Consider the following 13,736-nt stretch of genomic DNA (forward strand, 5'->3'; position numbering starts at 1 on the left):
CCATATAACCAAGATCCCGGAAATTTCCGCTGCTGGAAATTTCCGGGATTTTTTGGGAAATTGTTGCAAAAAAACAATTGCTTCGATCGTTAGTATAAGCAAAGAACCAATGATTCCTCTTCTCCAAGGAGGCTTTTCTCTATGAAAATCTTACTGACGACCGATACCTGGACCCCCACCGTCAACGGGGTGGTCACCTCCACGGTGGCGCTGCGCACCGAACTGCAGGCCCGGGGCCATGAGGTTCGGGTGCTGACGCTGGCAGGCAGCGGCCGCACCTACACCGAGGACGGCGTGACCTATCTGGGTTCCCTGGATGCGGGGCTCATCTACCCCGGCGCCCGGCTGCGGACGCCCGCCCTCCACGGGGCACTGCGCGCCCTGGCCGCCTGGCAGCCCGACGTGGTGCACTCCCAGTGCGAGTTCAGCACCTTTGCCCCCGCCCGGCAGCTGGCCAAAGCCGCCGGAGCACCGCTGATCCACACCTACCACACCGTCTACGAGGACTATACCCACTACTTCTCCCCCAGCCGCCGGATGGGCCGCTGCCTGGCCCAGCTGTTCACCCGCAGCATCTGCGATGCCTGTGACGCCGTCATTGCGCCCACCCCCAAAATCCAGTGGCTGCTCACCGGCTACGGGGTGCACTGCCCGGTGACTGTCATTCCCACCGGCCTGGACCTGGACCGCTTTGCCGCGGCACCCGACCCGGCCCTGCGGGCGGCCCTGGACCTGCCGGCGGAGGAGCCGGTGCTGCTCTACCTGGGGCGGCTGGCCAAGGAGAAAAACATCTCCGAACTGCTGGAAGCCCTGCCCGGCATGGCCCGGGGCGTGCTGCTCATTGTGGGGGACGGCCCCGAGCGCGCCGCCCTGGAAGCCCGGGCCGAAGCGCTGGGGGTGGCCCACCGGGTGCGTTTTGCCGGGATGGTGGCTCCCGCCGAGGTTCCCCGCTACTACGCCCTGGCCGACGCCTTTGTGAGTGCCTCCACCAGCGAGGCCCAGGGGCTGACCTACATCGAGGCACTGGCCGCCGGGCTGCCGCTGCTCTGCCGGGACGACCCCTGTGTGCGGAGCCTCATCACGCCGGGGCAGGACGGCTGGATCTACCACACCCCCGGCGAGCTGGCCGCCCTGGTCAACGCGCTGCCGACGGGCGGTGCAGCAGAACCTTTGCGCCGGAAGGCCCGGCAGGCCGCTGCCCCCTACACCCGGCAGGCCTTCGGTGCCTCGGTGGAAGCCCTCTACCGGCGCGCCATCCTGGACAAACCCGCGGTGCCCCGCACCGCCCGCACAAGGAGTGTGATCCTATGGTAAAAACCATCAACCGCGCAGCCTCGGTGCTGGGGCTGGTGCTCTGCTGTGTGCTGGCCTATTCCTTCTGGCGGGCCGGACTCTTTGATTCCCGGGAGGCGCTGACCGCCTACATCGGCCAGTTCGGCTGGGCCGGGCCGGTGGTCTTCATGGCGTTCCAGGCCGTGCAGGTGGTCATTCCCATTCTGCCCGGCGGGTTGGGGTGCCTGGCGGGGGTCATCCTGTTCGGCGGCTGGCAGGGATTCTGGTACAACTACCTCGGCATCTGCGTGGGATCGCTGGCCGCCTTTGCCATCGCCCGGGCCTGCGGACGGCCGCTGCTGGAATCCCTCTTCCCGCCCAAACTCATTGAAAAATACGACCGCTGGATGGGCACCGGCAACCGGTTTGCCCGGTGGTTCGCCCTGCTGATCTTTCTGCCGGTGGCCCCCGACGATTACCTGTGCTTTCTGGCCGGGACCACCCGCATGGACTGGCGGCTCTACACCGCCATCATCTTTCTGTGCAAACCGGCAGCCATCGCAATGTACAGCCTGGGGCTGACCGTGATCGCCCAGAACGTGCTGGGTCTTTGGAGGTGACAGAGATGTTTCGTGTTCATATCTATACGGGTTCGCTGGCCCTGGTGGGCAAAAGCGGCGTGGGCCAGGCGGCCCGCCACCAGCGGGCGGCGCTGGAACGCACCGGGGTGTCGGTGGTGGAGGACTGGCAGCCCCGGGCCGACGTGATCCACATCAACACCGTGCTGCCCTGCTCCTTCCGGGCAGCCCGCCGCGCCCGGCGGGAGGGCATCCCGGTGATCTGGTACGGCCATTCCACCGAGGCGGATTTCCGCCATTCCTTCGTGGGGTCCGACCTGCTGGCTCCCCTCTTCAAACGGTGGCTCTGTCTGTGCTACAACCGGGCCGACCTGATCCTCACCCCCACCCCTTACGCCGCCGCCATCCTGCGGAGTTACGGCCTGCGCCCGCCGGTGCAGCCCCTCTCCAACGGGGTAGACACCGACTTCTTCGCACCCGACCCCGCCCGGCGCCAGGCCTTCCGGCAGGCCTACGGCCTGAAGGATACCGACAGGGCGGTCATCAGCGTGGGGCATTTCATGGAGCGCAAGGGCATTCTGGACTTTATCCAGCTTGCCCGCCGCATGCCGGATGTGCGGTTCTTCTGGTTCGGCTACACCGACCCGGCCCTGGTGCCCCGGAAGATCCGCAAGGCCATGGCCGCCGCCCCGGACAATGTCTCCTTCCCGGGATTCCTCTCCCAGGAAGCGCTGCGGGACGCCTACTGCGGTGCCGACGCCTTCCTGTTCTGCAGCCACGAGGAGACCGAGGGCATTGTGGTGCTGGAGGCGCTGGCCTGCGGTACCCCCACCCTGCTGCGGGACATCCCGGTCTACCAAGACTGGCTCACCGACGGCGTCAACGTATGGAAGGGCCGCGACCTGGTCCGGCTGGAGGAAAAGCTGCGGGGCATCCTCACAAAACAGCTGCCCGACCTGACCGGCGCCGGGCGCCGGGTAGCCGAAGCCCGCAGTCTGCCCCGCATCGGGCAGGCTTTGCAGCAGTTCTACGCCACGCTGCCCGCGCCCCAGCGGAATGCCCGTCCCGCCCCGCAGCGCTGCACCGCCTGAGACAACAAAAAGCGTCCCCGGACCCAAAAGGTCCGGGGACGCTTGCTTTGCTGTATCAGCCTCTGTGCGAGGTGGCGCGCAGACGGGCCGTGGCGCGGGCCAGGGCCGCCTTGCTGCGGAAATATTCCTGCTGGCTGCCGTGCTGACGCAGACGCTCCTCGGCGCGTTCCTTGGCGCGCTCGGCACGGGCCGCATCGATCTCCTCCGGCTTTTCCGCCGTGGAGACCAGCACCACGGCATACTCCGAGGTGATCTCGGCAAAGCCCTGGGTCACGATGACGTTGTGCCACACGCCGTCCGCCTTGAAGCGGGCCTCGCCGGGCTCCACCGCGGTGACCACCGGCTCATGGCCGGGCAGCACACCGTATTCGCCGTCCAGGGCGGGCAGCACCAGGCTTTCCACCGGGCCGGTGTAGAACTGGCGCTCCGGCGTGATGATTTCCAGCTGAAAGGTCTTTCCCATCAGACCGCCCCCTGTGCACGCGCTTTCTCCCGCACATCGTCGACGGTCCCCACCGACGAGAAGGCGGATTCGGGGTATTTGTCCAGCTCGCCGCCCAGCAGGGCCTCAAAGCCCTTGAGGGTCTCTTCCAGCGGGACATACTTGCCCTGCAGGCCGGTGAACTGTTCGGCCACGAAGAAGGGCTGGGAGAAGAACTGCTGCATACGGCGCGCGCGGGCGACGGTGCGGCGGTCATCCTCGGACAGTTCCTCCATGCCCAGAATGGCGATGATATCCTGCAGGTCGCGGTAGCGCTGCAGCAGCTCCTGGGCGCCGCGGGCGATGTCGTAGTGACGGCGGCCCACGATGTCGGGCTCGAGGATCCGGCTGGTGGATTCCAGCGGGTCGACGGCCGGGTAGATGCCCTGTTCCACGATCTTACGGGACAGAACGGTGGTGGCGTCCAGATGGCTGAACGTCGTGGCGGGGGCCGGGTCGGTCAGGTCGTCGGCGGGCACGTAGACGGCCTGCACCGAGGTGATGGCGCCGTCCTTGGTGGAAGTGATACGCTCCTGCAGAGCGCCCACTTCGTCGGCCAGGGTGGGCTGATAGCCCACGGCGGAAGGCATACGGCCCATCAGGGCGCTGACTTCCGAGCCGGCCTGGACGTAACGGAAGATGTTGTCGATGAAGAGCAGCACGTTCTGCTTCTGGCGGTCACGGAAGTACTCCGCCATGGTCAGACCGGTCAGGGCCACGCGCATACGGGCTCCCGGCGGTTCGTTCATCTGACCGAAGACCAGGGCGGTCTTGGACAGAACGCCGCTCTCGCCCATCTCGCGCCAGAGGTCGTTGCCCTCACGGGTACGCTCGCCGACGCCGGTGAAGATGGAGTAGCCGCCGTGTTCGGTGGCGATGTTGCGGATCAGTTCCTGGATCAGAACGGTCTTGCCCACACCGGCACCGCCGAACAGGCCGATCTTGCCGCCCTTGGCGTAGGGAGCCAGCAGGTCGATGACCTTGATGCCGGTTTCCAGAATTTCCGTGGTTGGGCTCTGTTTATCAAAAGCCGGGGGATCCCGGTGGATGGACCACTTTTCGGGGGTTTCCACGGGGCCCTTCTCGTCGATGGGCTCGCCCAGGACGTTGAACATACGGCCCAGGGTAGCTTCGCCGACGGGCGTCTCGATGGTGTGGCCGGTGGCAATGACTTCGTCACCGCGGCCCAGGCCTTCGCCGGGCGAAAGCAGGATGCAGCGCACGGCGCCATGTCCGATCTCGCGGGCGACTTCCATCACACGGCGCTCGCCGTCCTTCTCGACGACCAGCTCCTCGTTGATCTGCGGCAGGCTGCCCTCGGCGAACTGTACGTCCACCACGGGGCCCAGCACCTGCGCGATCACACCTTTGTGTTGCATAGCAGTCTTTCCTTTCTCTATGGTTATCCGGCAGCAGACCGGAAGTTACAGGTCGGCTTCCTCGTCGGCCCAGTCGTCGTCCTCCCAGTCATCGCCGCCCGGCTGTGCGCCGCCCACGATCTCGGTGATCTCCTGGGTGATGGCGGACTGACGGGCACGGTTGTAGTGCAGCGACAGTTCCTTCAGCAGGGACCGGGCGTTGTCGGTGGCGGTGTCCATAGCGTTCATGCGGGCGTTCTGCTCGGAGCAGAAGGACTCCACCAGCGTGCCGAACAGCAGCCCTTTCAGGTAGGAGGGCACGATGTGGTTGAGCACATGCTCGGGGGACGGCACATAGGTCACCACGTGCCGCTCACTGCCGTCGGCGCTGCGGCGGGGCTTCCAGGGGAAGGCGTCGCGGTCCAGGGGCAGCAGCTTGACGATCTTGGGCTCCATCTGCATGGGGGTGACCATCTCGGTGTAGACCACGTACACCTCATCCAGATGTCCCTTGCGGAACAGCTCGATGAAGGTATCGCCGATCTCCCGGGCACGGTAGACCGTGGGGTCCTGGGAGGTGTACATGAACTCGCCGTCGATGTTGACACCCTTGTGCTGGAAGTAGTTGCGGCCGGACTGGCCGATCAGAAACAGCGTGGGGTTCTCCACCTTGGCCATTTCCTCTTCCACCAGGCGCAGCACGTTGTGGTTGTAGGCGCCCGCCAGACCCTTGTCGCCGGTGATGACGATGTAGCCCACCTTGTGGGGATGGTCCGAACGGGTGTCGAAGTAGACATGGTCCACGCCGGCCGTGCGGTGCAGGATGTCGGAAATGGTACGGGTGATCTTCTCAAAGTAGGGCTGCACGTCGGTCAGCTGACGGCGGGCCTTGCGCAGCTTGGAGGAGGAGATCAGATACATGGCGTTGGTGATCTTGAGGGTCTGCTGCACGCTGTCGATGTGGGTGCGGATCTCCTTTATGCTTTCCATGTGGCGCTCACCTGCTCTTTGTAGCTCTGCAGCGTGGTGCGGATCTGCTCGGTGGCGGTACCGGACAAAGCACCGGTCTCGTTGATCTCCTTCATCAGGTCAGCCTGCTCGCGCTCCAGCAGGTCGGCAAAATCCTTGGCGAAGGCGGCGGACTTCTCCACCGGCACATCGTTCAGCAGGCCGTTGGTGGCGATGTACAGGATGACCGCCTGGCGGGCCACCGTCATGGGCGTGCAGAGAGGCTGACGCAGCAGCGCCATCATCCGCTTGCCGTGATCCAGGGCCTGGCGGGTCTCGGCGTCCAGGTCGGAGCTGAACTGGGTGAAGACTTCCAGTTCACGGTACCGGGCCAGGTCGATACGCAGGGTACCGGCGGTCTTCTTGATGGCCCGGGTCTGGGCGGCGCCGCCCACACGGGACACCGACAGACCCACGTTGACGGCCGGGCGCTGGCCCGAGAAGAACAGGCCGCTTTCCAGGTAGATCTGGCCGTCGGTGATGGAAATGACGTTGGTGGGAATGTAGGCCGAAACGTCGCCGGCCTGGGTCTCGACGATGGGCAGGGCCGTCATGGAACCGCCGCCGTACTCCTTGGTCAGGCGGCAGGCGCGCTCCAGCAGACGGGAATGCAGATAGAAAACGTCGCCGGGATAGGCTTCACGGCCGGGGGAACGGCGCAGCAGCAAGGACAGCGTACGGTAGGCCACCGCGTGCTTGGAAAGGTCATCGTAGACGATGAGCACGTCCTTGCCCTTGGACATGAAATACTCGCCCATGGCAGCGCCCGCGTAGGGGGCGATGTACTGCATGGAAGCACCCTCGGCGGCGGGGGCCGACACGATGATGCTGTACTCCATGGCGCCGTGCTTCTTCAGGGTCTCCCGCAGGCGGGCGACGGTGGAAGCCTTCTGGCCGATGGCCACGTAGATGCAGATCATGTTCTGACCCTTCTGGTTCAGAATGGCATCGGTGGCGATGGAGGTCTTGCCGGTCTGGCGGTCGCCGATGATCAGTTCGCGCTGGCCGCGGCCGATGGGCACCATGGCGTCGATGGCCAGGATGCCGGTCTGCATGGGCTGGGTGACCGGTTCACGGCTGACTACGCCGGACGCCTCATGCTCGATGGGGCGGGTCTCGGTGCAGTTGACAGGGCCCAGGCCGTCGATGGGCTGGCCCAGGGCGTTGACGGTACGACCGATGAGGGCTTCGCCCACCGGCACGTCGGCGGGACGGCCGGTGCGGCGCACCAGGCTGCCCTCGGTCAGGCCCTCGGCGCTGCCCAGCAGCACCACGCCGGTGCGCTTGCGGCGCAGGTCCAGGATCAGACCGGCGGTGCCATTCTCGAACTCCACGCGCTCGCCGTAGACGGCGTGGCGCAGGCCGCTGACGTTGGCGATGCCGTCGCCGATCTCCATCACGCGGCCGGTCTCGGTGGCCATGGTATCGCCGGCAGAACCGGAGAGGGCTTCCTTCATCTGGGCAGCCAGCTGATCCAGCGTGTCGTCGCTGCTGTTGGTGCTCTCGATGCCGCGGGCCAGACGGTCCAGACGGCCCTTGACGCTGCGGTCATAGGTCACACCGTCGATGTCCAGCACAAAACCGCCCAGCAGGCTGGGATCGATCTTGATCTGCAGCACCACGTTGCTGGCACCGCGCAGCTTGCAGGCCGCCTTGCGAACGGCCTCCTGGGTGGCCTGGTCCGGCTGGCGGGCGCAGGTCATCACACATTCCATACCGCCCTGGGCGTTCAGCGCCAGGCGGGAAAATTCCGGCAGGATCTCCGGCAGGGCGTTCAGATGACCTTCCGCCAGCAGCAGCTGCAGGAAGGCTTTCAGGGCGTCCTGACCGTCCAGCTGCGGCGCACCGGCCAGCAGCTCTTTCTTCTCGGCGTCGGTGGTGGCGTCGCTCAGCAGCACATTCCAGCGCTGGGTATCCGCCATCAGGGCATCGGCGGCAGCGCGCACGGCCCCCGCGTCGCCCTGGGCAGCCCCGAACAGGGCCGCAGCGTAACGCTCGGTCGCTTCGCTCATGCCTGCTCACCCACCTTTGCCAAGAATTCCTCCGCCAGCGCACGGTCGGAGTCGGTATCCAGCCGCTTGCCGGCCACCTCGGTGGCGGCCATCACGGCCAGATGGGCCACCTCACCGCGGGCCGTACGCAGCATCTCGCTGCGCTCGGCCGCAATGCGGGCCTCGGCTTCCGCCGCCGTCTGCTTGGCGTCGGCTTCGGCCTGCGCCAGACGATCGGCGTAGGCCACATCGGCACGGCGCTTGGCGTCCGCCACCAGTTCGGCGGCTTCCTGCCGGGCACCGGCCAGTTTCGTCTCATATTCCTGTTTGCTCTTCTGGGCCTCGGCGTTGTTCTTCGCGGCCTCTTCCACCTGGCTGCGGATCAGCTGTTCACGCTGCTCCAGCACGGCATTGATGCGCCCAAACAGGAATTTGCGGAAAAAGAAATACAAAATCAACAGGTTGACGATGGTAAAAAAGATCGTCCACGGCTGGAAATCCAGCATTTGGGCACACCTCCTTTTAACCCACGAAGATGATGATCAGCGCGGTGATGAAACCGAAGATGGCAGTACCTTCTGCCATGGCGCAGCCCAGCAGCAGGGTGCTGTTGATCTTGCCGGAAGCTTCGGGCTGACGGGCGATGGCGTCGCTGGCGTGGCCGGTGGCGATGCCGATGCCGATACCGGCACCAAAACCGGTGAGAACTGCGAGACCTGCGGCGATGATTCCGATAGACATAGTAGTTTCCTCCTGAAAGTTCTTTTCATGGGAGCGCGGCAAACGCCGCGCGGGTGGGGGCGGGGCTTACTCTTCTTCCTTGATGCCCTCGCCTGCGAACAGAGCGGTCAAAAAGACAAAGACAATGGTCTGGATGAGGCCGTCGAACAGATCAAAGTAGATGCAGAAGACGGCGGGTACCACGGCGGGTACCAGGTACTTGATGATCTCCATGATGATGAATGCGCCCAGGACGTTGCCGAACAGTCGCATGCAGAGCGCCAGCGGACGGATGGCGATTTCCATCAGGTTGATGGGGACCAACACGGGCATGGGGTCGGCAAAACGCTTCAGGCCGCCGCGCAGACCGTTATAGCGGAACTGCGCACCGTAGATCAGCACCAGGCTCATGAACGCCAGGGCGGCGGTCACGCTGACATCCTTGGTGGGGGGCGTCAGACCGAAAATGCTGATGATGTTTGCCAGGCCGATGTAAAGCGCCACGCTGCCCAGATAGGGGGCAAAGGGCCGCCAGTGGGGGCCGATCGTATCCTTGACGAATCCGTTGAGGAACTCCACGGCGGATTCCAGCACGATCTGCAGCTTGCCGGGGTTGCTGACCTTCAGATTGCGGGTGGCCAGCAGCGTGAAGATGATCCAGAACGCCATAATGATCCAGGTCACCAGCACGGCCGAGCTGATGGGGATGCCGCCGAGGACCGGGATCGTAAACGCGGTTTCGTTGGCAAGCGCATCAACCAGGGCTTCTTTAAAACCTTCCAAACTTGTTCACCTCTTTTTCGTCTTTATCTTACGCCGGGCGGTGCGCCGTGGTAAGGCTTACGAAAATAAAAAAAACAAAACCGTGCAAAGGGTCACATTTCCCGCCCGGCCGCGGAGAAACTTTGTGCAAGATTGACGATTCTGTGGGAAGGTGGTATCATTACCGCAGAATCTGTCCTATTCTATAAAGGAGGGCCGTATGGAAAAGAAGTCGACCGGCCATACCGTCTACCATCAGATCCGCCGGGTATCGGTGCTGGGCATCCTGGTGGCCATGGTGCTGGCCACCGGCGCCGGCCTGTCCCTCAACCTCATGCAGGAGCGGCGCTCCCGCAACGATACCCTCATCACCGCTGTGCAGGCGGTATCCCACACGCTGACCATCACCGACGGCGACGACCCGGGACGCCTTATGGAGTACGTCAACCGCACGGTGCAGGGCATCTCAGGCATCGACCTGTTCGCCGTCTACGACGCCGAGGGGCAGCCCGTCTACCTGCAGGATGTCACCGGCAGCACCGACGGCGTCGACGCGCTGGAACCGCTGGATGAGACCCTCATGGGCAAGCTGTCCTCCTCGGAGAATGCCCTGCTGGACGACGCCCGCGCCCCCCAGGGGGCCGACCACTGTGCCTACGCCGCAGTCTACCGGACGGACGGCACCGTCAAGGGCTATGTGATGGCGGGGCTGTATCTCAGCTCCATCCGCTCCACCGGCCTGCGCACGCTGGGGGTGTATCTGCTCATTGGGGCGGCGGCCCTGGGCGTGGGCGCCTTTCTGAGCCTGCGGCTGGCCCAGCGCATCAAGAGCGACCTGCTGGGCTATGAGCCGGATGCCTTCCGGGATTTGTTCCTGCGTCGGATGGAGCTGCTGGACGCCCTGGACGAAGGTCTTCTGGCCATCGACCGGGAGGAGCGCATCATCTACATCAACCGCGCCGCCGCCGAGATGCTCTCCCTTGACAAGAGCGCCGTCATCGGCAAGGCGCTGTCCGAGGTCTATCCCCAGTCCACCATTCCCCGGGTCATCCACACCGAACAGCCGGAGTACAACATCGGTCTGGAATCGCTGCACCATGTGCGGATCCTCTCCGACCGGATGCCGGTGCGCCGGGACGGCCAGATCGTGGGCGCCGTGGCCATCTTCCGCAACCGCACCGAGGTGGCTCACCTGGCCCGGGAGCTCACCGGCGTGCAGCACATGGTGGAGGCCATGCGCGCCTACACCCACGAATTCATGAATAAACTCCACGTCATCCTGGGGCTCTTGCAGCTGGGCGAGGCCAAGCAGGCCGAGGACTACGTGCTCCAGCTGACCCAGACCAAGGCGCTTTCGGTGGGGCGGATCTCCCAGAGCATCGCCGAACCGTCGGTGGCCGCCCTGCTCATCGGCAAGAGCTGCCGGGCGGCGGAGCTGGGCGTACGGCTGACGCTGGACCCCGAGAGCCATCTCAGCGCCGACACCCACTACCTGCCCGCCTCGGGGATGATCACCATTCTGGGCAACCTGATCGAGAACGCCTTTGACGCCTTCGGCAACGCTCCCTCCGACATCCTCCACGAGATCGATGTCTCGGTGCGGGAGAGCGAGCGCGGCCTGATCCTGAGCGTGGACGACAACGCCTGCGGCATGCCGGAGGAGATCCGCGAGCACATCTTTGAGCGGGGCAGCACCTCCAAGGGGGAGGGCCACGGCACCGGACTGTTCCTGGTGAAGAGCGTGGTGGATGCCTACGGCGGCGAGATCCGGGTGGAATCCACCCAGGGTGTGGGCAGTTCCTTCATCATCACTTTCCGTCCGCCCCAGCAGGCGGACACCTGAGAGAGAGGTCATTCATGTATACCGTTGTCATTGTGGAAGACGATCCCATGATCACCGAACTGAACCGCCGCTACGCCGAGAAGGACGGCCGGTTCACCGTGACCCAGACCTTCAGCCAGCCCCGCCGGGCGCTGGACTGGCTGCGGCACAACCCCGCCGACCTGGTGATTCTGGATTTCTACATGCCCCAGATGAACGGGCTGGAATTTCTGCGGGCGGTGCGGGCCGCCGGGGTGGAGTCCGACGTGATCATGATCACCGCCGCCAACGATGCCGCCACCGTGGAGGCGCTGACCCGGCTGGGGGTGGTGGACTATCTGGTAAAGCCCTTCGCCTACGAGCGGTTCTGCCGGGCGCTGGACGCCTTCTGCCGCCGGCGCAGCGCCATGCGGGGAAGTCTCGACCAGAACGCCCTGGACAATCTGCTCCACGCGGTCCCTCCTGCCCCCGCCGCCCTGCCCAAGGGCATGCAGCCCCAGACCCAGGAGCGGGTGCTGGCCTGCATGCGGCAGAATCCCGGCCACGCCTTCACCTGCGAGGAAATTGCCGCCGCATCGGGACTTTCGGTGGTGACGGTGCGCCGCTATATGAGTTTTCTGGCCCAGCAGGGGCAGGTATCCGGGGATATGAACTACGGCACCGGCGGCCGCCCCTGCCTGGTCTACCGGCTGATGGGCTGAAGATACAGAAGAACCGCCGCGCCTTTTGCAGGGCGCGGCGGTTGACTTTTGGGTCAAAAAGTTTTATACTGACTGCTGTACGTTGTTTTTCTATCGTCGGGGCCGGGACCTCTCGCAGGACCTGCCCCGCGTTGTCTTGTGGAAAGGATGTTTCCTATGAGTTCCGGCAAAGCCGCGGCGGTGCGCTCCTTCGGGAAGTTTTCCGCCTCGTCCCTCTCCTCCAGCGTGGTGGACCTGGCTGCCTTCACGGTGCTGTGCGCCCTGCTGCGGCCCTATCTGCAGGAGGGACTGGCCATCGTGGCCGCCACCATTCTGGCGCGGGTGCTCTCCTCGCTGTGCAACTATCTGCTGAACTACTTCCTTGTCTTCCACAGCCACACCGCCCACGGAAAATCCGCCAGCCTCTACACCGTCATCACGGTGGTGAAAACGATGGCCAGCGCCCTGCTGGTGGCCTTCCTGGCAGGGCTGCTGCCCGCCGGGGTGCCCGAACTGGCCGTGAAGATCCCGGTGGATGTAGCCCTCTTCTTCCTGAACTACCTGGCCCAGAAAGCCTTTGTCTATTAAAATTGCCGCAAAAACACCCGGTGCACTGCACCGGGCATTTTTTATGCTATATCGCTCGTGGCCACCGGACCCGATTCCACCACCATGTCCAGCAGTTCCTCGTGGCTGTTGTACCCGTCCATGGGCACCAGCGTCACATCGTAGTAGGTCACCGGCAGGTTGTTTGCCTCCATCACCTGCTTGACGGTATGCAGCACATTGTCCAGGTCCTCCTGTGCCGGGGCGCCGTCCCACAGCACCTGCAGGCAGATCCGGCTGGGCACCTTCTGCAGCACGGAGGGATCGAAGGAGCCATCCAGCGGGAAGTTTTCCAAATAGTTTTCCGGCGTCGAGCGCCCCGAACCGTCCCCGTCCGGCTCCCAGGCCAGGTCCAGCTCCACCGTGCCCATTTCACCGCCGTAGACACCGGCCAGCGTCAGTTCGGGGGCGTCCCGGGCAAGGATTTTGGCGATTTTATCGGCACCTTCCTCCCCCATGCGATAGCAGGTATTCCAGCGGTTTTCCACCTGTTCTTCAGCCCGATCTTCGGTGAAGAGCCAGAAATTCGTTGTCACGTCAAAATGGGTATCGGTGCTGGTCGCCGACTGTACCGTTGCCCCGTAGCGGAAAAACTGCCCGCTGTAGCTGGATGTCACATGAAATTTCTGCCCGGGGTAAAGGGTTTCGGCCCGGTGCAGCGCGCGGCCTTCCGCCCAGGCACGGCTGAGGGGGTCCCCGGTGAAGGCATCCACCGCCAGCAGCAAACAAAGAATGATGAGGATGCCCGCCGCACCGGCCAGGCGCTTTTTGGTCTTGGTTTTCATTTTGTTTTCCCTCCAAAGGCATATTTGAGCAGCGCAGCAGCCAGCGCTCCGATGAGGCAGAGCACCCCCACGATGGCAGCCCCCGCCAGGGCGGAGGTGAGCCAGGCCACGGTACCGTTTGTTTCCGGTACAAAGTACCGGCGGGTATCCACCAGATTGAACACCGCCCAGAGCACCGCGGCCAGCGGCGGTATCACCCGCCATACCCGGCCGCCCATCCAGTAGGTAAACCCGCTGACAAAGGGGAAAATCAGCACAAAGAGCAGCCCGCCGAGGAACTGGATGCGGCTGCTGGCCATCCCCCAGACAAGGCCGCAGACAATAAATGTCACCAGCCAGCCGTTGACCCGGTCCCGCAGCCTGCGCACCACCTTTTCATCGTCGGGCAGTGGGGCGGGGGTGCTGTTCTCCCCCGCTTCGGGCCAGAGGGCACGACAGGCTTCGCAATGCTCCAGATGGGCCCGGACGGCCGCCTCGCTCTCGGGGCTGGCCACCCCGTCCTGCACCAGCGGCAGCAGGTCGCGGCAGATTTCACAGGACAGCGTCACGGGAGGTTCGTGGGCTTTTTTCGGTTCGGACATA

15 protein-coding genes are annotated in these 13,736 nt (G+C 64.5%); 6 read left to right on the forward strand and 9 right to left on the reverse strand.

All coding sequences use genetic code 11. The features are described from left to right. The first annotated feature begins 141 nt into the window (after positions 1 to 141). The 3 genes from ABGT73_RS10155 to ABGT73_RS10165 are packed head-to-tail and all read left to right on the forward strand — an operon-like array spanning position 142 to position 2,941. Positions 142 to 1,314, forward strand: a complete 1,173-nt coding sequence (locus ABGT73_RS10155; RefSeq protein WP_346669600.1) for a glycosyltransferase — start codon at positions 142 to 144, stop codon at positions 1,312 to 1,314. Further along, positions 1,308 to 1,892, forward strand: a complete 585-nt coding sequence (locus ABGT73_RS10160; RefSeq protein WP_346669601.1) for a TVP38/TMEM64 family protein — start codon at positions 1,308 to 1,310, stop codon at positions 1,890 to 1,892. Before ABGT73_RS10155 ends, ABGT73_RS10160 begins: the two co-directional genes overlap by 7 nt. Next, positions 1,814 to 2,941 carry a glycosyltransferase gene (locus tag ABGT73_RS10165; protein WP_346669602.1) on the forward strand — a complete coding sequence of 376 codons (1,128 nt, stop codon included), beginning with the start codon at positions 1,814 to 1,816 and terminating at the stop codon, positions 2,939 to 2,941. The genes ABGT73_RS10160 and ABGT73_RS10165 overlap by 79 nt, the downstream gene beginning before the upstream one ends. Before the next feature lie 55 nt (positions 2,942 to 2,996). Here ABGT73_RS10165 and ABGT73_RS10170 read toward each other — a convergent pair whose 3' ends face one another. The 7 genes from ABGT73_RS10170 to ABGT73_RS10200 all read right to left on the reverse strand — a co-directional run bounded on the left by ABGT73_RS10170 (position 2,997) and on the right by ABGT73_RS10200 (position 9,282). Beyond that, positions 2,997 to 3,404: a F0F1 ATP synthase subunit epsilon gene (locus tag ABGT73_RS10170; RefSeq protein ID WP_346669603.1), complete on the reverse strand. Its 408-nt coding sequence runs from the start codon at positions 3,402 to 3,404 to the stop codon at positions 2,997 to 2,999. Beyond that, positions 3,404 to 4,801, reverse strand: a complete 1,398-nt coding sequence (gene atpD, locus ABGT73_RS10175) for a F0F1 ATP synthase subunit beta (protein WP_346669604.1) — start codon at positions 4,799 to 4,801, stop codon at positions 3,404 to 3,406. Before atpD ends, ABGT73_RS10170 begins: the two co-directional genes overlap by 1 nt. Before the next feature lie 45 nt (positions 4,802 to 4,846). Continuing rightward, the gene (atpG, locus tag ABGT73_RS10180; protein ID WP_346669605.1) at positions 4,847 to 5,770 is read right to left on the reverse strand and encodes an ATP synthase F1 subunit gamma; all 924 of its coding nucleotides are present in this window, start codon (positions 5,768 to 5,770) and stop codon (positions 4,847 to 4,849) included. Then, complete coding sequence (gene atpA / locus ABGT73_RS10185; RefSeq protein WP_346669606.1) at positions 5,758 to 7,800, reverse strand: F0F1 ATP synthase subunit alpha; 2,043 nt, start codon at positions 7,798 to 7,800, stop codon at positions 5,758 to 5,760. The genes atpG and atpA overlap by 13 nt, the downstream gene beginning before the upstream one ends. Beyond that, a complete protein-coding gene (atpF, locus tag ABGT73_RS10190; protein WP_346669607.1) occupies positions 7,797 to 8,285 on the reverse strand; it encodes a F0F1 ATP synthase subunit B in 489 nt (162 codons plus the stop codon). Before atpF ends, atpA begins: the two co-directional genes overlap by 4 nt. Before the next feature lie 16 nt (positions 8,286 to 8,301). Next, entirely contained in the window at positions 8,302 to 8,520 is a 219-nt protein-coding gene (atpE, locus tag ABGT73_RS10195) for an ATP synthase F0 subunit C (protein WP_040917386.1), read from the reverse strand. A gap of 66 nt (positions 8,521 to 8,586) precedes the next feature. Then, on the reverse strand, positions 8,587 to 9,282 hold the full coding sequence (locus ABGT73_RS10200) for a F0F1 ATP synthase subunit A (protein WP_346669608.1): 696 nt from the start codon (positions 9,280 to 9,282) through the stop codon (positions 8,587 to 8,589). Positions 9,283 to 9,481: 199 nt separating this feature from the next. Between ABGT73_RS10200 and ABGT73_RS10205 the strand changes: the two genes are divergently transcribed. The 3 genes from ABGT73_RS10205 (at position 9,482) to ABGT73_RS10215 (ending at position 12,351) form a co-directional block, all read left to right on the forward strand. Then, the gene (locus tag ABGT73_RS10205; RefSeq protein WP_346669609.1) at positions 9,482 to 11,104 is read left to right on the forward strand and encodes a sensor histidine kinase; all 1,623 of its coding nucleotides are present in this window, start codon (positions 9,482 to 9,484) and stop codon (positions 11,102 to 11,104) included. A 14-nt stretch (positions 11,105 to 11,118) separates the two neighbouring features. Next, the gene (locus ABGT73_RS10210) at positions 11,119 to 11,784 is read left to right on the forward strand and encodes a response regulator (protein ID WP_346669610.1); all 666 of its coding nucleotides are present in this window, start codon (positions 11,119 to 11,121) and stop codon (positions 11,782 to 11,784) included. 156 nt (positions 11,785 to 11,940) lie between these two features. Beyond that, positions 11,941 to 12,351, forward strand: coding sequence for a GtrA family protein (locus ABGT73_RS10215; RefSeq protein ID WP_346669611.1), 411 nt, complete (start codon positions 11,941 to 11,943; stop codon positions 12,349 to 12,351). A 41-nt stretch (positions 12,352 to 12,392) separates the two neighbouring features. On the opposite strand, the gene ABGT73_RS10220 is transcribed toward ABGT73_RS10215, so the two are convergent. After that, on the reverse strand, positions 12,393 to 13,154 hold the full coding sequence (locus tag ABGT73_RS10220) for a hypothetical protein (protein ID WP_346669612.1): 762 nt from the start codon (positions 13,152 to 13,154) through the stop codon (positions 12,393 to 12,395). Beyond that, positions 13,151 to 13,735, reverse strand: coding sequence for a zf-HC2 domain-containing protein (locus tag ABGT73_RS10225; protein ID WP_346669613.1), 585 nt, complete (start codon positions 13,733 to 13,735; stop codon positions 13,151 to 13,153). The genes ABGT73_RS10220 and ABGT73_RS10225 overlap by 4 nt, the downstream gene beginning before the upstream one ends. Position 13,736: the final 1 nt, after the last annotated feature.

The organism is uncultured Subdoligranulum sp., assembly GCF_963931595.1.
Classification (GTDB): domain Bacteria; phylum Bacillota; class Clostridia; order Oscillospirales; family Ruminococcaceae; genus Gemmiger.